20 protein-coding genes and 2 tRNA genes are annotated in these 20,288 nt (G+C 37.6%); 2 read left to right on the top strand and 20 right to left on the bottom strand.

Going from position 1 to position 20,288, the window contains the following annotated elements; all coding sequences use genetic code 11:
* Positions 1-21 precede the first annotated feature (21 nt).
* From galT to G4D61_RS04025, 6 genes are all read right to left on the bottom strand, one after another.
* On the bottom strand, positions 22-1,518 hold the full coding sequence (gene galT / locus G4D61_RS04050) for a UDP-glucose--hexose-1-phosphate uridylyltransferase (RefSeq protein ID WP_035353264.1): 1,497 nt from the start codon (positions 1,516-1,518) through the stop codon (positions 22-24).
* A 5-nt stretch (positions 1,519-1,523) separates the two neighbouring features.
* Positions 1,524-2,519: a UDP-glucose 4-epimerase GalE gene (galE, locus tag G4D61_RS04045; protein WP_025730448.1), complete on the bottom strand. Its 996-nt coding sequence runs from the start codon at positions 2,517-2,519 to the stop codon at positions 1,524-1,526.
* Complete coding sequence (locus G4D61_RS04040; protein WP_025730447.1) at positions 2,516-3,697, bottom strand: galactokinase; 1,182 nt, start codon at positions 3,695-3,697, stop codon at positions 2,516-2,518. The genes galE and G4D61_RS04040 overlap by 4 nt, the downstream gene beginning before the upstream one ends.
* Positions 3,698-3,825: 128 nt before the next feature.
* The gene (locus tag G4D61_RS04035; RefSeq protein ID WP_025730446.1) at positions 3,826-4,980 is read right to left on the bottom strand and encodes an acyl-CoA dehydrogenase family protein; all 1,155 of its coding nucleotides are present in this window, start codon (positions 4,978-4,980) and stop codon (positions 3,826-3,828) included.
* A gap of 155 nt (positions 4,981-5,135) precedes the next feature.
* Positions 5,136-5,228 (bottom strand) — tRNA-Ser (locus G4D61_RS04030).
* An 89-nt stretch (positions 5,229-5,317) separates the two neighbouring features.
* The gene (locus tag G4D61_RS04025) at positions 5,318-5,668 is read right to left on the bottom strand and encodes a DUF4183 domain-containing protein (RefSeq protein WP_025730444.1); all 351 of its coding nucleotides are present in this window, start codon (positions 5,666-5,668) and stop codon (positions 5,318-5,320) included.
* Positions 5,669-5,818: 150 nt separating this feature from the next.
* Here G4D61_RS04025 and G4D61_RS04020 point away from each other — a divergent pair, with 150 nt between their 5' ends.
* Both G4D61_RS04020 and G4D61_RS04015 read left to right on the top strand, forming a co-directional pair.
* On the top strand, positions 5,819-6,199 hold the full coding sequence (locus G4D61_RS04020; protein WP_025730442.1) for a DUF4183 domain-containing protein: 381 nt from the start codon (positions 5,819-5,821) through the stop codon (positions 6,197-6,199).
* A 269-nt stretch (positions 6,200-6,468) separates the two neighbouring features.
* Positions 6,469-8,643 (top strand): methyl-accepting chemotaxis protein, encoded by a 2,175-nt coding sequence (locus G4D61_RS04015; protein WP_025730441.1) that lies wholly within the window; start codon positions 6,469-6,471, stop codon positions 8,641-8,643.
* A gap of 191 nt (positions 8,644-8,834) precedes the next feature.
* Here G4D61_RS04015 and G4D61_RS04010 read toward each other — a convergent pair whose 3' ends face one another.
* The 14 genes from G4D61_RS04010 to G4D61_RS03945 form a co-directional block, all read right to left on the bottom strand.
* Positions 8,835-9,350, bottom strand: coding sequence for a GNAT family N-acetyltransferase (locus G4D61_RS04010; protein WP_035353245.1), 516 nt, complete (start codon positions 9,348-9,350; stop codon positions 8,835-8,837).
* A 137-nt stretch (positions 9,351-9,487) separates the two neighbouring features.
* A tRNA-Thr gene (locus G4D61_RS04005) sits at positions 9,488-9,560 on the bottom strand.
* Positions 9,561-9,650: 90 nt separating this feature from the next.
* On the bottom strand, positions 9,651-10,442 hold the full coding sequence (locus G4D61_RS04000) for a 5'-nucleotidase, lipoprotein e(P4) family (RefSeq protein ID WP_035355528.1): 792 nt from the start codon (positions 10,440-10,442) through the stop codon (positions 9,651-9,653).
* Between the two features lie 109 nt (positions 10,443-10,551).
* The gene (locus G4D61_RS03995) at positions 10,552-10,683 is read right to left on the bottom strand and encodes a YvrJ family protein (RefSeq protein ID WP_235929319.1); all 132 of its coding nucleotides are present in this window, start codon (positions 10,681-10,683) and stop codon (positions 10,552-10,554) included.
* 77 nt (positions 10,684-10,760) lie between these two features.
* A complete protein-coding gene (locus G4D61_RS03990) occupies positions 10,761-10,982 on the bottom strand; it encodes a DUF2922 domain-containing protein (protein WP_025730425.1) in 222 nt (73 codons plus the stop codon).
* 25 nt (positions 10,983-11,007) lie between these two features.
* Complete coding sequence (locus G4D61_RS03985) at positions 11,008-11,226, bottom strand: DUF1659 domain-containing protein (RefSeq protein WP_025730423.1); 219 nt, start codon at positions 11,224-11,226, stop codon at positions 11,008-11,010.
* A 110-nt stretch (positions 11,227-11,336) separates the two neighbouring features.
* Positions 11,337-12,305: a sugar phosphate isomerase/epimerase family protein gene (locus tag G4D61_RS03980; protein WP_035355531.1), complete on the bottom strand. Its 969-nt coding sequence runs from the start codon at positions 12,303-12,305 to the stop codon at positions 11,337-11,339.
* A gap of 19 nt (positions 12,306-12,324) precedes the next feature.
* Positions 12,325-13,362: a Gfo/Idh/MocA family protein gene (locus tag G4D61_RS03975; RefSeq protein ID WP_025730419.1), complete on the bottom strand. Its 1,038-nt coding sequence runs from the start codon at positions 13,360-13,362 to the stop codon at positions 12,325-12,327.
* Positions 13,363-13,373: 11 nt separating this feature from the next.
* Positions 13,374-14,393 (bottom strand): Gfo/Idh/MocA family protein, encoded by a 1,020-nt coding sequence (locus G4D61_RS03970; protein WP_035348940.1) that lies wholly within the window; start codon positions 14,391-14,393, stop codon positions 13,374-13,376.
* Positions 14,394-14,425: 32 nt separating this feature from the next.
* Entirely contained in the window at positions 14,426-15,253 is an 828-nt protein-coding gene (locus tag G4D61_RS03965; RefSeq protein ID WP_025730415.1) for a carbohydrate ABC transporter permease, read from the bottom strand.
* A gap of 4 nt (positions 15,254-15,257) precedes the next feature.
* A complete protein-coding gene (locus G4D61_RS03960; RefSeq protein WP_163173277.1) occupies positions 15,258-16,589 on the bottom strand; it encodes a carbohydrate ABC transporter permease in 1,332 nt (443 codons plus the stop codon).
* An 82-nt stretch (positions 16,590-16,671) separates the two neighbouring features.
* Positions 16,672-17,973: an ABC transporter substrate-binding protein gene (locus G4D61_RS03955; RefSeq protein ID WP_035355534.1), complete on the bottom strand. Its 1,302-nt coding sequence runs from the start codon at positions 17,971-17,973 to the stop codon at positions 16,672-16,674.
* A 20-nt stretch (positions 17,974-17,993) separates the two neighbouring features.
* Positions 17,994-18,980: a LacI family DNA-binding transcriptional regulator gene (locus tag G4D61_RS03950; RefSeq protein WP_025730410.1), complete on the bottom strand. Its 987-nt coding sequence runs from the start codon at positions 18,978-18,980 to the stop codon at positions 17,994-17,996.
* A 232-nt stretch (positions 18,981-19,212) separates the two neighbouring features.
* The gene (locus G4D61_RS03945) at positions 19,213-20,142 is read right to left on the bottom strand and encodes a DUF1002 domain-containing protein (RefSeq protein ID WP_025730409.1); all 930 of its coding nucleotides are present in this window, start codon (positions 20,140-20,142) and stop codon (positions 19,213-19,215) included.
* Positions 20,143-20,288 lie beyond the last annotated feature (146 nt).

The following is a 20,288-nucleotide window of genomic DNA, read 5'->3' as shown; positions in this document are numbered from 1 at the left end:
CATTTCCTTTCATCAGCAAGGTCAATCTTTCACTAAGGAGACCTTTTGCAGAAATTTTTTAAACGCTGTCATTCCTTGTTCATTTCTTTTAAATACGCCGGCGTGCTCCAATACTTGCAAAAAGACCTTTCCAACTTCTTTTCTTACAATATCACTGACATTTTCATTTGTGAAATGATCATACTTCTTTTTTAATTGATTGGCCCATGGAAGATGATAACTCTCGATTTGATTAGGTTTGTTTAACAAAAACTTTTCTACTTCAACTAGCTCATTTTTCAAACGTGCTGGCAAAACCGCAAGACCCATTACTTCGATAAGACCAATATTTTCCTTTTTAATATGATGAACCTCTGCATGCGGGTGGAAAATGCCAAGTGGATGCTGCTCATTCGTACGATTGTTACGAAGAACTAAATCGATTTCAAAATACTCTCCACGTTTGCGTGCAATCGGTGTAATCGTATTATGCGGAATTCCATTTGTTTCTGCAACAATTTCAACCGTTTTGTCACAATAAGTTCGCCAAACTTCTAATATACGTGAGCTTGCAGAAACAAGCTGATTAATAGCTTTACTTCTCAGGCGGATCACAGACATTGGCCATTTTAGGACGAAACTTTCCACTTCAGGAAACGCATCCATTTTGAAAGTCCAATCAATCTCTGCTTTCGCCATTGCAAATTCATATTCGCCGCCTTGATAATGATCATGGGATAAAATGGATCCCCCAACAATTGGCAAATCTGCATTTGATCCAAGAAAATAATGAGGGAATTTTTCTACGAACAACAACAATCTTTCAAACGTATCGCGATTAATTTTCATATCGCGATGTTCCTCTGCCAAGACAATACAATGCTCATTATAATAGACATACGGCGAATATTGTAAATACCATACTTCTCCTAATAACGGAACTCGAATCATCCGATGGTTGGAACGAGCAGGGTGTCCAATTCTTCCGGCATACCCTTCATTTTCAACACAAAGTAAACATGATGGATAGTTACCTTTTTTGACTGCTTTCGCTTTCGCAATACTTTTCGGATCTTTCTCTGGTTTTGAAAGATTAATGGTAATATCCAAATCTCCATATTGTGTTGCAACTTTATATTCGATATTTTTACGGATTTGCTTCATCTGTATGTAGTTGCTGTTTTTACTAAGCTCATAAAAGTATTGCGTAGCCTTAACTGGACTTTCGTAATATTTTTGATAGAATTGCTCATTAACTGTTGATGGTCTTGCTATAAATACGTTCATAACTTTGCTAGCAAATATTTCCCGATCATCAAAAAAATTCTCAATCAATCCTTTTTGCACAGCAAAGTGAACAATCTCTTCTAGTAACGTTGGAATATCTTGATCACTTTCCTCATGAATAACCTCTTTATATTCCTCCAAATGAAGGAGGGACAAAACTTGATTACGTGCATAAATTTTGTCCGCATCTTCAATTAGATGGACAGCAGCCGCCTTTTCCACCAACTGCTGAACTACTGTATAAATGTCCAATGATCTCACCCTCTGTCGTCGTAGCCATTTGGATGATGCTGATGCCAATTCCAAGCATCTTGAATGATTTTCTCAATATTAGTTTTTTGCGGATTCCAGCCAAGAATTTTTTTTGCTTTATCGGAAGAAGCAATTAATGTACTTGGATCCCCGGCACGTCTTTCTCCAATTTTTACATTGATTTCTCGTTCGGTCACCTTTTTCACCGTCTCAACAATTTCTTTCACAGAGAACCCTTGGCTGCTTCCTAAGTTAAATACATTGCTTTCGCCGCCGTTTTGTAAATATTTTAAAGCAAGAATATGAGCAGCAATTAAATCTTCTACATGAACGTAGTCACGTACACAAGTGCCATCCTTTGTATCGTAATCTTCTCCGAAAATCGTAATAGCCTCTCGTTTCCCTAGCACTGTTTCGATCACAACAGGAATTAAATGTGTTTCAGGATGATGGTCTTCTCCAATTTCCCCCGTTGATCTTGCTCCAGCAACATTAAAATAACGAAGTGCTACGTATTTAATGCCATAAGCCTTTTCAGACCATTTCATCATTTTTTCCATCGTTAGTTTCGTTTCACCATATGTGTTCGTCGGTTGAACAGGCATCTCTTCGGTAATTGGTACAACTTCTGGCTCACCGTATGTGGCAGCAGTTGATGAAAAGACAATATGTGGAACGTTGAATTCCTGCATCATCTCTAAAACAACTTGTGTCCCAAACACATTATTATCAAAATATTCTAGCGGTTTTTCCATTGATTCACCTACAAGTGAATTAGCGGCAAAGTGAATAATCGCTTCAATCTTTTCTTGTTTAAATACATTTCTCATAAATGCACGGTCACGAATATCCCCTTCATAAAATTTCGCCTCTGGATGAATGGCAGTTCTGTGACCTGTTTGTAGATTATCAATGACAACTACATCAAATTGCTGGTCAATTAATTGATAAACGGCATGTGAGCCAATGTAGCCCGCTCCGCCTAATACTAAAATACTCATGAAATTTCCTCCAATTTAATTTCTTTCGCTCCATCACCAACACTAGCAATATAAAAATCTGCCTTGTATCCAACTTCTTGTTCATAGATTGCTCCAACATTGGCAATAAAAGCATCTACTTTATCCTTTTCAACTATAGCAATTGCACAGCCACCGAAACCGGCACCAGTCATGCGCGCCCCAAGTACGCCTTCCTGCGCCCAGGCAGCTTTTACTAAAGTGTCTAATTCTTTACCTGTCACTTCATAATCATCACGTAAAGAACGGTGAGAAGCATTGATCAGTTCTCCAAATTCAGTCAAGTTTCCTTGTTTTAATGCTTTCAGAGCGTTTATTGTACGTCTATTTTCATAGACTGCATGTTTAGCTCTTTTCCTTACAATCTTATTTTCTATGATATGTTGATTTTTTTCAAATCCTTCTTCTGTTAAATCTCCTAATGATTTAATAGATACTACTTTTTTCAACTGTGCTAACGCATCATCACATTCGGATCGACGTTCGTTATATTTTGAATCTGATAATTCTCTGCGTTTATTTGTGTTCATAATTAAAATTTGATGTTGATCTAATTTAATAGGGGCATATTCAAATTCAAGTTTGTTACAATCTAGAAAAATACCAGTATCTTTTTTGCCCATACCTACCGCAAATTGATCCATAATCCCACTATTGACGCCAATGTAATGATTTTCTACTTGCTGCCCTATCTTTACTAAATCAATTCTTGGGATCTGTAGAGCATATAATGTTTCGAGCATTACCCCTGTTAAAAGCTCAATGGAAGCCGATGATGACAGGCCTGCACCGTTTGGAATATTGCCATAGATAAGGCAATCAAAGCCATGATGCAATTCGTATCCCTGCTCCTTAACAAATTTAATTACCCCTTTAGGATAATTTGCCCATCCATGATGTTGATCATAGTTTAATTGATTTATTGTAAATTCAATTATTCCCTTTTCTTCAAAATTTAAAGAAACGAATCGAATCTTTTCATCATCTCGTTTTCTCGCTAAAGCATATGTCCCTAATGTAATTGCGCAAGGAAATACATGACCGCCGTTATAGTCTGTATGCTCCCCTATTAAGTTGATTCTGCCTGGTGCAAAAAAGGCAGATACAGGCTCCGCTTGAAAATACTCATAAAATTTTCTATCTAAATGCTCTATAGTCATCCATAATCCCCCCATTTTTAAAATAACAGCCCTTTGGTAACGCTTACTTTTATTTTAGTTTTTTTAGTAAAAATATGCAATTATTTTACTAAAAAAATTTCAAAAGGGGGTCAGACCCCCTTTATGCGTTAACGCATAAAAGGGGCCTGACCCCTAAAAGCAAGTTGCATAATGGTTACGTCATCCATTGGTGGATTATGTAGACCTGCGCGGACATCACGGTAATAACGCTGTAATGGACTTTTTTGCGAAAGGCTTCTTGCCCCAACTATCCTCATTGCTAAATCAACAACTTCTATCGCTTGATTTGTGACAGTTAATTTAGCTGCTCCTAACTCAGGGCCGAGCAGTTGGCGCTCTTGTTCACTTCCCCCATCCCACATTTTAGCAACAGAATAAAGGAAATGCCTTGATTGCATTAATTTCAATTCAATCTCTCCAAATTTTTGACGAATCGTTGGTAACTCTGAGATCGGGTGATTTAGGCTATTCGGTGTATAATTTTTCGCGAACGACTCCGCTTCTCGTTTCGCAGCTTCTGCAATTCCTAAATAACAAGCTGGAATATGCAATAAATAGCCGGCTGGCCTTTTTTTATTAGCAGACATCATTTCAGTCATATACTCGAAAGGAATTTCTACACGATCCAATACAACATCATGGCTTCCCGTTGCTCTTAATGCAATACTGTCCCAAGTTTCGATTACAGAGAGCCCTTTTGTTTCTCGCGGAATTAAAAAGCTCCCCACTTCGCCTGTTTCATCAATTGTAGCTGTTACAACAAAAAAATCTAACGCCGGGGACATCGTAGAAAATGTTTTTCTTCCATTAATAATCCATGTGTCACCAGATTTTTGTGCAATCGTTGTTGGCTTCCCGCCTCTTGTTGGGCTTCCTGTTTGCGCTTCAGTAGCACAAGTATTGAGTAAAGCCCCTTTTGTAACTTCCTTACAAATAAATTCAAACAGCTTTGGATCCCATGGACGTGTTTCTGCTAGATGCATTATCAGCCCCATATGCCAGCCAATGGAAAGAGCAGTAGAGCCATCACCAATGGCAATTGCTTCTTGCAGGCGAACAAATTCATGTAATGAAATCTCTTCCCCGCCATATTCTTTTGGCGCAGTAAGTAGGGTGTACTTTATTCGTTTTAAATCTTCAATATTTTCAAACGGAAACCGTCCTTTTTCATCGTTCTCCGCCGCTCTATCTTTAAACTGTCCCGAAAGCGATTCAATCGTTTCCAGCCTTTCCTCTAATGTATGACTAGTCAATAAATTCATGCCATTCCCTCCCACAAAATATGTTATTTCTATTGTATGTGTAAAATAACATAAATACTAGAGAGGTGCCTGACCCCTTTAATGCTTTTTAGCATTAAAGGGGTCAGGCACCAAAAAAATTCCATTAGGAATGGAATTGACTTTGTCATCATTTATGGCGGAGAAAGTGGGATTTGAACCCACGCGACGGCAATAACCGCCCTAACGCATTTCGAGTGCGCCCCCTTCAGCCACTTGGGTACTTCTCCAAATTTCTAATATATTTAACACGTTGATATTTTATATTGAAACACCAAAAAATGCAACTGATTTCTACTGCATCCCCAATCTTGTACCTTTATAATTTGATCATTTGCAGCACAATTGGGGCACCTAATATAGGGATATCCTCTGTTAATAATAAGAGCTTCCCTTCTTGAATGACATAGTTTTCCCTCGGTTGCAATACCCCATTAATAAACAGGCTTGTATATGACACTGTTAGAGGGTCGAGTATTTTGTTGTTTCCTTCAATTCCATCATTATTTGTATATATTTTTCTACAACCGTCCGAAATTGTATAAAACTCATAAACCATTACTTTGTTAGGAAGATGGAGCCGAAACTCTCGTTCATACTGGACACTGGGCAGATTTAAAAATAATCTTGAAGGATCATTTTGAGCACGTTCATATTTTGGATTTTCCACCTCTGCCTACTCCTTCACTCTTGATATGGTTATTATATAAAACTCTTTTACCTTATGTGATTCGTACATTTTATGAACAATTTAAAAAGTCTAAGCACCAAATAAAATGAAATCATAAAATATGCCATAGTAAAAAAGGTGGTGAACATATTGGCACTTAAGATTATGAAATTGGCAGTATCTGCCACAACAAATGTTACTGCAAACCCAGTAGTGAGTACATTCTTTTATGAGAATGCCGCACAAGTTGTGGGAGCGGGAACAATCACAATTCCTGTTGAAAGTTTCTGGACAGATACTGGAGCCAACGCATCAACATTGCCTGCTCTAACAACTAATAACAGTTTCTTCAACGTTTTTATCAACGGCATTCAACAAATGGGAAACTTATTAGCATACACGCCAGGCGATACAGGTACAGGTCAACTTGTCGTTACCGTTCCTGAAGGTTCTACAGTAGAAGCAGGAGTTCCGATCGTTCTTTCAGTCACAAATTACACGCCGGCTGCTGCTACAGATATCTTGACTTAATTTGCAAGAATAAATATGAAGCATCGTTTATCATTCTTTAAAAACAGCTTGGATACCTTGTTATAGGTATCCGTGAACAAAGAAACAACGTTTTTAAAGAGTGATTTTTTTAATTTTATTAACTATTGTAAAAATAAACAATTGTGCATATAATAGATATTAAATACATAATGTTACAAAATATGACATAATTCGAACAATTACCTAACAAAAGAAGAAACACTTTTCAAATAAAAAGCTGAATAAGAAGATTAATAGGAGTGGGAAATATGGGTTTTTTTGATTGGTTGGACTTTCGGGAAGGGCTTCCGTTGTGGTGGTCGTATAAATTAAATCAACAAGAGAAGATCACAATTGAAGAAATATTTGAAGGAATTGCGAAAACACGCGTAGTATTGTTAACAGACTGGGCAAATGAACAGTGGGATTTTATGAAATATACTGCAACCGAAATTGAAAGAGCATCTGCAAATCAATTGAATAAATATCTTGAATTAAGATTATCACAGAGTACATATTTTACAGAGCTATTTTTAATCGATCTTGAAGCAAACGTAACTTCTTCCACATATAAACAACATATAGATACTTCTTATGATAAAAAGCATTTCCCTGTCTATCATCAAGCAATTACACATGTCATCAGAACGAAAAAACACCTATTATATGGACCTTTTATTGACCCAATTACGTTAGCAATCGGTCCAAGAACCTCTCATTTTCATGACGAAGTAACGTTATTATTTTTACAGCCAGTGTTTCATAATGGACAAGTTCATACCATTTTAGCAGGACGCATCCCTAATGACGTACTAGGTGATCTTATCCAACGGGAAGCCGGGCATGTTTATCGCGATTCAGGAGATAACTATTTGTTTATGGTGAGATCTTTTTTAGATGAGACGATTCCCCAAGGAATTGCTCTATCTAGAAGCCGGTTTGAAGATCGTACTTTTACATTAGGCGACAACTTAAAAGATGGCATCCATACAAAGCATTGGGGGATTGTTCAGGTACAAAAGCATACTGAATTTGAAATTCGCTTTACAGATCCTGCAACAAACGATTTACATCCTGGTGTTCAAAATACGATTCAACATGGTGAAAATTTATTTGTACAGTTTCCTGGTTATTCTGATTATCGTCATATTCCTGTTATCGGAAAAGGGATTACCTTTCAATTACCAGGCTCACTTGATACGTGGGGGATGATGTGTGAGGCCGATTTAGAAGAAGTTTATCGCAATCGTTCAATTAGTTGGAGTATCGCAAAGAAATTTGCTCTCTTCATATTTTTAGGACTTATCCTTGATCAATTATTACATATGTTTACAATCCTTCCATCCACAATAAAGATTCTTGTCGAGCTAATATATGCGGTTATTGCCACTTTCCTATTTCATAAACAAACATTAATGCCCATTGTGACACGTATGAGAAACATGACAGCTATTATTCGTGAGATTGCTGAAGGAGGCGGAGATTTGACACGCCGTTTAGATATTCACTTGCTCTCTCATGATGAAACAGGCGATCTAGGAAGATGGGTAAATAATTTGATTGATACTCAAGATCATTTGATGAGCAGAGTAAAATCAGCCACATATGATGTGGAAAAACATAACGAATCATTACGTGAAAAAACGCTTTTTGTTGAGAAAGGTTCTTTTACTGTTATTGAACAAATGCGAGAGATGTTCCAAGGGATTAATCAACAAGTCGAGGATGTTCAAGCAGCGATGTTGCAAGTAGATGAGATCGGTGAAAGACTCAATAGTTTAGAACGCCTATCGCAAAAACAATTACTAGAAGCACAAGATCAAGTTAATACAATAGCGGAGAAAATGAATCATATCGTTGAAAAAGTAAATGCTGCTTTACGCTTAACAAATCAGTTCTCAGCATCTTCTCGAAACATTGAACAAATAGTAGAGACCATTTATCAGATCGCTAAAAGAACAAATATGCTCGCATTAAATGCAACAATTGAAGCAGCTAGAGCTGGAGAGTACGGGCTTGGATTTACAATTGTCGCCGATGAAATTCGTAAACTAGCTGATCAAACAACGATTGCAACAGACGAAATTAGTAATATGTTAAAACAGATTGAAAATAACTCATTTTTAGTTCAGAAAGCGATTCAAGATAGCAATATAGAAGTGGAAAAGGGATCTAATTTTATTCGTATTGTCCAAGATGTATTAACGTCTATGTCACAAGCATCAGCTACCCATCCAAACGTAACAGAACAAATGCGGGATATTATTCATAATATTGCCTGTATTAATGAACAAAATGCAAAAACAGTAGAAAGTGTAGATCAGTCAACTGAAAAAATGGTCCAGTTAACGAGGGAAGCACACTTTGATTCCGAAAAAAGCTCGCTAGTAGTTGCAACGTTAGGAAATTTAATTAATAAATTTAAACTTTCATCGAATAAATAGCAAGAGAGGCTGGGACAAAAGAATACTAACTAAAGAACCCCCAACTATTGCGCTCCACCACGCTCCGGAAATATCCTGCGCTGTCCGCGGGCGGTTGGTGAGCCCCCGTAGGGTCTACGTCTATTTCCGGAGTTAATTTGTGCAATGTTCGTCTTTAGCTAACCACTTTTGAGTTTTGTCCCAGCCTCATATTATTCTATTGATCGCTTTGTATCCTCCAGTAATAACTGGTAAAAATGAACATCTTGCCATTGATTAAATTTATATCCTACTTCGCGAAAACAACCTATGTAATGAAAGCCAAATTTTTCATGGAGTGCTATACTTCCGCTATTTCCATCAGTAATGCCAGAAATAATTGTATGGTATTTAAGCTCTTTTGCCCGCTTAATGATTTCCTTTAAAAAAATTGTTCCGAGTCCATTTCTCCGAAAGTCTTTCGAAATATAGACCGAAAGTTCAGCAGAGTTTATGTAAGCCTCTTTCTCGCGATATTTCGATAATGAGCAATAGCCGACAACATTTCCTTCTGATTCAGCAACAATCAACGGATATCTCCCTCCATGACTAAAAAACCATTCACGGCGAGTCTCAAGTGTTTGTTCTTCTAAGTCAAACGTTGCCGTTAAGTTGCGAACAGCATCATTATAAATCTCTAACATTGCAGGCAAATCATCTATTTGCGCATCTCTAATTTTCAACTCCATCGCCTCACAGAATTATTTGTAATTTTTAAACCTTCAAACAAAATTATACACTAAATAATTCCGTATACACTCAAAAATAAAATAAAAATGCAGTCTCTCTAATGACGAGAAACCGCATCGTATCAAGGATTTTATAATGCTGGTGATAGGACTTGAACCTACGACCCCTTCATTACGAGTGAAGTGCACTACCAACTGTGCTACACCAGCGACTTTCTTCAAGACAATATGAATTATAGTACAAAATAAAAATCATTTCAAGGGGTCTGACCCCTTTTATTCGTTACAGCACAAAAGGGGTCAGGCCCCTTTAATGCGGCAATCAAGGTCATCGTCCCAGCTACCATATATCGAATTTGGGAAGACGATAAATTTATCTCCAAATAGTTGTTGCATCTGTTCTACTTCGTTATTCCGTTCGGCTGTACTTTTGCCATCAAATTCGTGGGCAAAATCAATTAAATTGTCACCAAACAAAGCAATAATTTCGTGGTTTTTTTCAACCAATTGACGCCGTGATTCTTTACTCGCTTCATTTGTTTTTAATAAAACATGTGAGCTCGTTACTTGGGGCAAGCCTGCCATCTTTAAGTTTTTCATTGTTGCTTCTAAATGTCTTTCATTGCGATTGGAAATATAATAAATATCAATGCCTTTTCTGTTCACATAATTTAAAAAGTCACGGACTCCTGGCAATGGTTTTGCTTCTGCTTTTTCTACCCACTCTCCAAAATCATGATCAAAATCATCTGTACCTGATTTTACTAAGCTTTCTAAATAGGGACCATTGTTCAAAACGGTTTCATCGATGTCTAACACAATTGCTCTTTTTTTCGCTATATGTTGTTGTAAGCTGCGATCAACTACTTGTTTTCCAAGCCGGTATCCTTGATAATAAAGGGCTTTCATTTCCCCAGCATTTTCGTACCAGAGCACTGCCATTTTGAGCCGTTCATTTTTGGACTGTGCAGAGCATAAATCGTTAGCTGTTGAAGTTGTGATGGCTTCGTGGTGTTGAACCTTTTGTGATGAGCATCCTGCCAAGCTAAATAGCACGCAGCATATTATTGCAATCAATACATGTTTAGTCATAACATTCTAACCTTCTTCTTTTTTTAAGGTTTATTATGGAGAAAATGATTAAATTTATACAATCTAAAACAAAGACTCGGACAAGCATGAGCCGAGTCTTTGCCTGATATCAAATACTCCTCATCCGTTCCGGCAAGGTTTGAATCGATTCAATGACCGCATCTAATTTGACTTCAATCCGATATAAAAGATAAACAGTTACTGCAATCGGGAAACCAACCTCACTGATAAGAATCATCATATCATTCACTACAGGCACCTCCACTGCCATTTTAAATGAAAGGCCTGATCATAAGAGATCAGGCACTTCTTACTGAACTATCCTTCAATCGTATAATTCGTAATGTTTTGTTCAATTAGGCGTGCTCCTTTCATTGATGTTAAGGGCAAGCCTGCAGACCCAACAAGAACTTGGGAAGAAAGTACGTTGCTCATCGCATCTTTTATTTTAGCTGTATCAATTGGTTCAATTGGATCTTCGATCGAAACACGCACTGTTTTTTGATCTTCTGATAAAAATTGCAGTTCTAACGTTTTCATCCATGACACTCCTTTCCTCCTTTGATTAGTTTAAAACATCACTGCTGTCATTCCTTTCTACACGAAGCAAGCCTTTTTGCTGCAATGACGCAATCGCTTGAGCAAATTGCTGAATTCCCTCTGGTGTTGTTCGCAATGCGACATTATTAAATGTTTTCGTTTTATAGAGCTGCTTTCCATTTGCATCAACCCCATTGTCAAAAACTAAACTAATTTTCGTATCCTTTAAAACAGCCTCTGGCATCAACATCACCTCCTCCCTACACCTTCTATATACCGTTCTACACAAAGAAAAGATATGCACATTCACGAAAAAAAAACCGAGGACAGCTACTATCCTCGGTTACTACTTATTTATACCCACCACATTTTCTCTAGTTTATCCTCTATTAATACTGTTTGCAAATTCTGTACTGCACGTGAAAATCCTTCTTCAATCGACATAATCGGATCTTCATGTTCAATGCTAACTACATAATCGTAGCCATATAATCTTAAAGCGCTCATCATATCTGACCAGTCTTTAATACCATGGCCATAACCAACTGACCGAAATGACCATGATCTCGTTTGCACATTGTTATACGGCTGCATATCAAGCAAACCGTACATATTAACATTATCCTGGTCAATATACGTGTCTTTTGCATGAAAATGGTGGATAGCCTTTTCTTTTCCTAATATTTTAATTGCACCAACTGGATCAATTCCTTGCCACCATAAATGACTTGGATCTAGATTGGCACCAATTGCTTCGCATGTAGCTTCTCTTAATTTCAATAAAGTATAAGGCGTGTGAACTAAAAAACCTCCATGAAGCTCTAATCCAATTTTCACATGATGTTGTTCGGCAAATTCACCAGCCTCTTTCCAGTAAGGAATCAGTTTCTCCTCCCATTGCCATTTCAACACTTCACCATAGTCATGTGGCCATGGCGCTACAGGCCAATTCGGATGTTTTGCTCCTTCGTGATCACCTGCCGTACCAGAAAAGCAGTTAACAACAGGAACGTTCAAATACTCTGATAATTGGACTGTCTTCAAATAAGTTTCATGGGATTGTTTTGCAAATTCTTTATCAGGTGAAAGAGGATTGCCATGGCAGCTAAAAGCACTGATTGTTAATCCTCTTTTCTCAACTTCATTTAAGTAAGCATCTCGTTTTTCCTTACTTTCTAGGAGCTCATCAAGTGGACAATGCACCCCGCTGGAATAGCAGCCTGTGCCGATTTCCACAGCTGATAGCCCGGCTTCTTTCACATAATCCAACATGTCTGTAAAAGATTTATCTCTAAATAATACAGTAAACACACCTAATTTCATGATTAAAACCTCCTAAAGTTTAAAGTTGAATGCCTTTCCTTTCATCATTGCTTTTATATATCGACTCAATGATTTCAGAAACTTGCAATGCTTCTTCCCATTTAACAATCGGTTCCTCTCTATTAAGGCAAACATTCACAAAGTTTTTCGCTTGCTCGAACCCGGGATCTGAAACAGGTGGAATCCAATCTGCTTTACTCGTAAACAACATCCCATGTTTTGCATAATTCACCTTTAATGGAAAAACGTTAAGCCCGCCTTCATCTCCGGAAATGCTAACCGTTTCTTGATCTTGTTCAATATTTGCTGACCATGATACTTCAACTAGCATCGTTGCGCCATTTTCAAAGCGAAGATAGGCGGTAACATGATCATCCACTTCGAAGTTTTCATGAGAAAACTGGCCCCATTCATTCACTTGATCAGGCGTTTTACTTAAAGCATTGTAAGTTGTTCCCGTTACTTCTGTTGCTTTTGGATTTCCAATCAACCAAAGGGAAAGATCTAATAAATGACAACCGTAGTCAATTAAACTGCCTCCGCCTTGCAATTCTTTATTTGTGAAAACACCCCATCCCGGGACCTTTCTTCTTCTTAAAGCCTGCACACGTACGACCATGGGCTTTCCAATTTCTTTCGCCATCATTATTTTTTTCGCTGCTTGTGCTTCCTTCATAAAGCGATAATGATAGGCAACGGATAAATGTTTCTGGGCTTTCTTAGCTGCCGTAATCATTTCCATACATTCTTTACTCGTCATTGCCATCGGCTTTTCGGATAGAACATGACAGCCAGCTTCAAGGGCAGCGATGGCAATTTCAGCATGAAATTTATTTGGTGTACAAATTACAACTGCATCCGCTTGTTGAAAAAGTTCCTCCATCGTATGAAAGACATGTGTAATCCGAAACTGTGAAGAAACTTCCTTTGCTCTAGCAATATTGACATCGTATACCCCAATGATTTCAACCTCATCTGCCAACTGTAACAATGCCGGAATATGACGACTGACTGCAATACCTCCAACTCCAACAATCCCTATTTTCAATAGACTCATAGAACTGCTCCTTATGGGTGGATTTTTATTACTTTACCTGTCTGGCTGGATTCCATCGCCGCTAAAATAACACCTAAAGAGCGTTTGCCCTCGCTGCCAGTTACAGGTACTTCTTCATGATTGATCACGCTTTTTAAAAAATGATCGATCACATGAGAAGTATTTTGTCCGCCTTCTTCATTTGATTGGATTTTTCCTAAAGCATAATGGGCTTCCTCGCCGTTCGCGTACTCCACAATTAATGAGTAATGTGGATGATCCTCTAATCTTAAAATGGCACGTTCACCGTAAATGATTGTCGAGTTATCTTCTTTCGACACATATGACCAACTTGCTGTTAATGTACCGACAATCCCGCTTTCAGTTTTTAAAATACAAACCGCGTTATCATCAACTGTAGCTGACTTGGCAAACGTACCTGCAAATGCAGCGACTTCAACGATTTCTTCACCGAGCAAATAGCGAATTAAATCCGCTTTATGGACGCCCAAATCTGCCATTGCGCCAATTCCTGCTTTTTCTTGTTGGAAAAACCAGCTATGTTTTCCGTCAACACTCCATGTATCAGGTCCGCCATGGCCAAATGTCGTCCGAAAACTGTAGATCTTTCCGATCTTTCCACTTTCAATTAATTCTCTGGCTATTTCATGTGAACGAACGAATCGTTGATTATGTCCAATCATCAATGTTTTTTGATTAGATTTTGCTGCCTCGATCATCTTATCTGCGTCTTCTACCGTCAATGCCATCGGTTTTTCACACAATACATGCTTTCCCGCATGTAATGCTGCAATAGATATTGGTGCATGTAAATAATTTGGTGTACATACACTTACAGCCTCAACTTCCTCATTTGCTAACATTTCGTGATAATCAGTATACGCACGGGTCCCATATTGATCTGCGATTGTTTGAGCACGTTCTGGAACAATATCACACACCGCAACAATCTCTGCATCGGGATGTGCGGCATACTCTGGTAAATGCCGATGTTGAGCAATACTTCCACAGCCAATAACGCCAATTTTCATTAGAAATTCCACCTTTCAGGAGACGAATATTGTTATTCTTTTACCGAGCCTGATGTTAAGCCTGAGACAATTCTTCTTTGAAAAATTAATACTAAAATAACAAGTGGAACTGTCACAATGACAGTTGCTGCAGCAATTTCTCCCCACGGTATCGTAAATTGCCCTTGAAACATGGCAATTCCCACCGGCACCGTTTTAAATTTTTCTTCGGTATTAATCGTTAATGCAAATAAAAATTCATTCCAAGCCGCTATAAAAACAAGGATTGAAGTTGTAAAAATTCCTGGTGCTGCCAGCGGAAAAATAATACGGAAATACGTTTGGATAATAGATGCACCATCCATCTTTGCCGCTTCTTCCAATTCAAGTGGAATTTTGCGGAAAAAGGTGACAAGAATCCAAATAGACAAAGGTAATGTAATCGTTGTATACGGAATGATCAACCCTAAGTAAGAATTCGTTAGCCCTAAATTTTTCAAAAAGATATATATTGGAGAGAGTGTCGCAATTTGCGGGAACATTGTTACAGATAATACAAGCCCTAAAATAAATGTTTTTCCTTTAAACTCTAAACGTGCAATCGCATAAGCCGCAAAGGAAGCAATGAAAACAGTGTAAAGGGTTGTGATTGTTGAAACTACGAAACTATTCCATAAATATCTTAAAAATGGATAATTAGTAAAGACAGAGACATAGTTTTCAATAGTTGGGTGCTTTGTAAAAGGTGTAAAGGCGTTGCTTCCAAATAATTCAATGGCCGGTTTCAGCGAAGCACAAAGGATCCACAAAAAAGGAAACATCACGACAAACACGAATATGATCAACAATATATAAAATAGAAAACTCGTTTGCTTTTTCATCCCTTCACCCCTTCCCCCCATTGCTTCCTAATAAATCGCGTCCAAGGATTTTAATATAGATCATTGAAATAATAGCTACGCATATGAACACAATTACTGAGAGGGCAGAGCCGTCTCCAAAATTTGTTTGGTTAAACATAACCTTGTAGGCAAGTACAGAGATGGTTTCTGTAGAGTTTGCCGGACCCCCGCCTGTTAATACGAAAATGAGATCAAATACGCGAAACGCATCTAATGTACGGAATAATAATGCAACAAGCATACTAGATTTCATCAATGGCAAAGTAATAGTTAAAAATTGTTTCCATTTACTAGCACCATCGATCGCTGCAGCTTCATATAACGAAGAGGGAATCGTTTGCAAACCTGCTAGTAATAAAAGTGCCATATAAGGAGTTGTTTTCCATACATCCGTAAAAATAATAGAAAACATCGCACCCGTCTGGGTTGTAAGCAAATCCGCCATATTGTTGACAAGCCCGATACCTTCAAATATTTTTGCAACGACGCCATTCTGGCCATCATATAGAAATTTCCACATCAATGCTGAAACAGCAGTCGGTATTGCCCAGGGAATTAAAATCGTAGCGCGAATCAATCCTCTACCTACAAATGCTTTATTAATGAGCAGTGCTATCGCCATTCCTAGAATTAGTTCAATGCCAACTGAAATGATCGTAAAAATGACTGTATTACTTAATGCTTTCCATAATCTTTGATTAGATAAATCTTGCTGATAATGCTGCAAACCAACAAAATTTGGCTTCACAATTGACTCCGTCAAACCTGAGGAAAGTCCAACAAGTTTATTTCCTTGATTTAATTTTGTCTTAGATGAAACGTCCTTCACTTCTTTATATATTTGCTGCGATGAGTGTTGGATCGATTCCGCTGTTTTTTTATCAATTGGGACAATGCTGCTATTAGCATCGACGTTTTCATAGTTTAGTAGTTTATCATTTACTTTTTTATAATTCGCTTTTACTTTTGGATTTTGTTGGAGCTCTTTGTCCATCGAAGTTAATTTTTCTTTAACATCCTTGAATGCTGCTGGGGAATGCTCTTGTTGAATTTCATTTTCTACGGCAGTCAATAAAAATGGATATTGATTTAAATATTGTTCCAAATCAATACTGTAATTCAAATGCGTTTCTGATTTTGTAGGACTGTTTAAACGCAAATCAAACAGACTAAAATAAAAGGATTGCAGCACTGGCCAAATGGCAATCACGATAATCAATAGTAAAGATGGTGCTACAAATAAATAACCTAATCGTTTCTCTTTGGCTTTATCACGATTCTTTCGCGGCCGTTGATTTTCTGAGCGATCTGCCATTTCATCACCCCTCGAACCATTTTTCTCCCAAGCTACCCTTTCACACTTCACTGCATGAAAGGGGTCAGACCCCTTTCATGTGTTAATCTTTTATTTTTGCTTTCATTTGTGTTTCCATATTTTTCACCGCTTGCTCTACCGTTTCTTTTCCCGCAATTGCTTTTGATACTTCGATTTGGATAATTTCAGAAATCTCTTGGTAATTTGCAGTGACTGGTCGAGGTACAGCAGCATTTAAGCCGTTTTGGAAGCCTTTGTCTGCAAATGTTGGATTTGCTTTGAGCACATCTTTATCTTGGTACAATTTCGTAATCGTTGGAGCATGACCGCCGTAAATCGCATCAATTTTTTGTCCTTGTTCACCCGCCATAAATTTCAAAAATTCCCATGCTTCTTTCGGATGTTTTGAATATTTATTAATTCCTGCTTGCCAACCGCCTAATGCAGCTGCAGAGCCTTTATCCCCAGCAGGAAGAGGAGCAATCCCTACTTCACCGGCAATCTTAGATTTATCTTTCTCGTTTGCACTAGCATATTCATATGGCCAGTTGCGTAGGAAAACAGTTTGGCCTTCGACAAATGCCTGATCTGATTCAATTTCTGTGAACGTGTTTACATTTTTAGGGACGGCACTTGAACGTGCAATTTCAACCATTTTTTTCAACCCTTTAATCGTTTCAGGGCTGTTCACAACTACTTGGTTCTTATCATTGATAAATTGGCCGCCATAAGAAGCAACAAATTCAATCGCATTACAAACAATGCCTTCATATTGTTTTGCTTGCATTACGTATCCAAACTTCGTACCGCCTTGTCCTTGCTTTTCTTTAGCTTCTTTCAAAAGATCATCCCAAGTTTTTGGCACCTCATTTGGCTTTACTAAATCTTTACGGTAATAAAGAAGCCCAGCGTCGATAAATTTTGGCAAAGCCCATTGCTTTCCATTATACTGAGATGCTGCTAATGCACCTTTGTTATACTCATTTAAATCAATGTGATCTCGCTGAATAAAGCGATCAAGAGGTAATAAATAGTCGGCTTGAGCAAATTCTGCTGGCCATACTACGTCTAGATCAAAGACGTCAATTTCTGAGGATTTTGCATTTAAAGCTGTTACGTAGGCATCATGTTGCTGATTGGAGTCGTTTGGCATTTCTCGATATTTTATTTTAATGTTCGGATGGCTTTTTTCGAATGCCTCAATCATTTTTTCTGTTCCCTTTGTCACATCTTTTCCTTTTGCATAGACAATGGTAACTGGTTTACTGCCAGATTTGGCGTCTGAACTTTTTTTAGAATCACCACTCGTTTGGCTAGAACACGCACCTAACAACAAGGACAAAGAAACAACAACTGTTCCCCATAATTTTGTTCGTTTGTTCATTATGAACCCCCCAAAAAAATTTAAGTTGATCCTCTAATAATGAGCTTCATCGTTAGTTCAGGTGTTTCAGGATATTGTTCTTCTGGAAAAAGCATTTGCAGCAAACGATACATTGCCTTTTCCCCCAACTTTTCTATTGGCTGACATATCGTTGTAATCCCAAGAGAAGTTAATTCTGCAATCGGCTGATTATCGAATCCCACTACTGCCAATTCATTTGGAATTTGAATACCGGCCTTTTGCGCCTCCATCATAATACCAGCAGCAACCTGATCGCTTCCGGAAAAAATAGCTGTAGGGCGATCCTCCATGGCCAAGATTTTTCTCAAGACCATTTTCCCTCCTTCAATATTTGTTGCATGCTGAAACATCCATTCTTTTCGTAACAGCAATTGATGTTCTTTTAAGGCAAGTTTAAATCCCTCCAGCCGATCCTTTGCTAAATCACTGCCGCCTTTCCCTTCGCAATAGGCAATTTTTGTATGCCCTCTTTCAAGCAAATGTTTTGTCCCAATGTAACTTCCATATTGCTGATCTAATTTGATCGTCGCAAGATTTGCTTCTTTTACGTAGTCATTACATAGGACGACAGGACCAAAATTTGTTAGTGTTTTTAGATCGTCCCAGCGATTTTCTATTGATGTTAAAATAATGCCATCTACTTGTTTTGCTTGTAAAAATCTAAAAAACTGTAACTCTTTTTCTTTACTATTTCGTGTTTGACAGACAAGCAGCTGAATTCCATATTTCATCGCTACGGCATCTATCCCTTCAAGCAAATAAGCAAAAAAAGGATTCGTTACAAATGGTACAAGTACAGCAATTGTATTTGTTCTTTGATTTCTCAATCTTTGCGCTGAGGAATTGGGATAATACCCTAATTGATCCATTGCCTTGTACACACGCTGCCTTGTTTCTTCTGTTACATATTTTTGATTGTTAATAACGCGAGAAACTGTTGCTCTTGATAAGCCTGCCAGTTTTGCTACATCTTCTATGTTTGCCATGTTATCCTCCTATTTGCGTGACGCTCTCCCCTCCTATAAAAACCGTAAAATATGAGATGCTTTAAACATATAACCGAAAAAAAGAAAGCGCTTTCTGAGATCGATTACATAAAATATAACTGATAATTCATTCGATTTCAATCATTATTTTTATTTTTTTACTACGCAACACAAAAAAAGGTTCGACACCATCGTTGAATGGATGTCAAACCTTTTTTGCAATACCGACCAATTATCCTGCAAGACTAGAGAAAAAGCTTCCAATTGCTGAAAAGATTTTCCCAAAGAAGTCAGCAACACTTTGCCAAAATCCTTTATCACTCGCAACATTTTTCAATTTATCGCTTAGCTTACTTGATAAATCGCTTAATTCACTTTTTACAGAACCAAAATTAATATTAAGCTTGCGCATTTCATCAAATAAATTAATAAGCAACTGGCGATCAGAATCACTTAATTGAATGTTTAAAGACTTTAATTTATCATCGACAATCTGTTCAATATCTGCTTTTGTAGCTGGATGTTGATTGGCAATTTCTTGCTTAATTTCAGACAAAAGTTGTGTTACTTGATCATTGCTTAAATTATCATTTTTAGCTAAGTCTGTTGCTACATTTAATTCTTGGCTTGCTACTTTCGTGCGGTCAGAATCTAATTTATCATTGCTGCTGCTACTTGAATCATATGCTTTATATATACCTACTAAAGCAGAATGCCCGCTCACTTTAATTGGGGAAGCTACTTCAATATCTGCATTTTCAACTCCCGCTGTTAATAGAGCATTTTTATACATATCAGCCGTAACTTGTGTAATATTCTCTGGCGTTACGATTTTAACATTGATTCCATTTCCAGAATCATTTCTCGTAATTTTTGCCGAAGAGTACATATGTGAGTTGCGATCTTCACCCTGAATATAGTGAACAAGATCTTCACCAGTTACAGTAATTTCTTGTACTTGACTACTATCATCTACGCCAAGTAATTTTTCTACTTCAGCTTTTTGGGAAGCGGATAATGTTTCTCCAAGTACAACAATCGGTTCCCCATATTTTTCATCTATTCCTTGATCATCTGAACCTGCAGCTTTTACAACGCTGTTCATTCCAAGCCCTAATATAACAGCAGCGCTAAGAATGATTGAACTGAAACGTTTTAGCATCATTTTCTTCTCCTTTTCGTTTTCAAAAAAATTATATCTTATTCTATGCATTTTTCTACTAGAACAATATTAATTTCCCCTTAATTTTTGATTAAAACCTTTTTTCACACCATTATGAATACCCTCCATAAATGTTTTCTTTCCTC

Source organism: Heyndrickxia ginsengihumi (genome assembly GCF_011008565.1).
Classification (GTDB): domain Bacteria; phylum Bacillota; class Bacilli; order Bacillales; family Bacillaceae_C; genus Weizmannia; species Weizmannia ginsengihumi.
The sequence above is the reverse complement of the archived record's forward strand: the minus strand, read 5'-3'. Positions and strand labels throughout refer to the sequence as shown.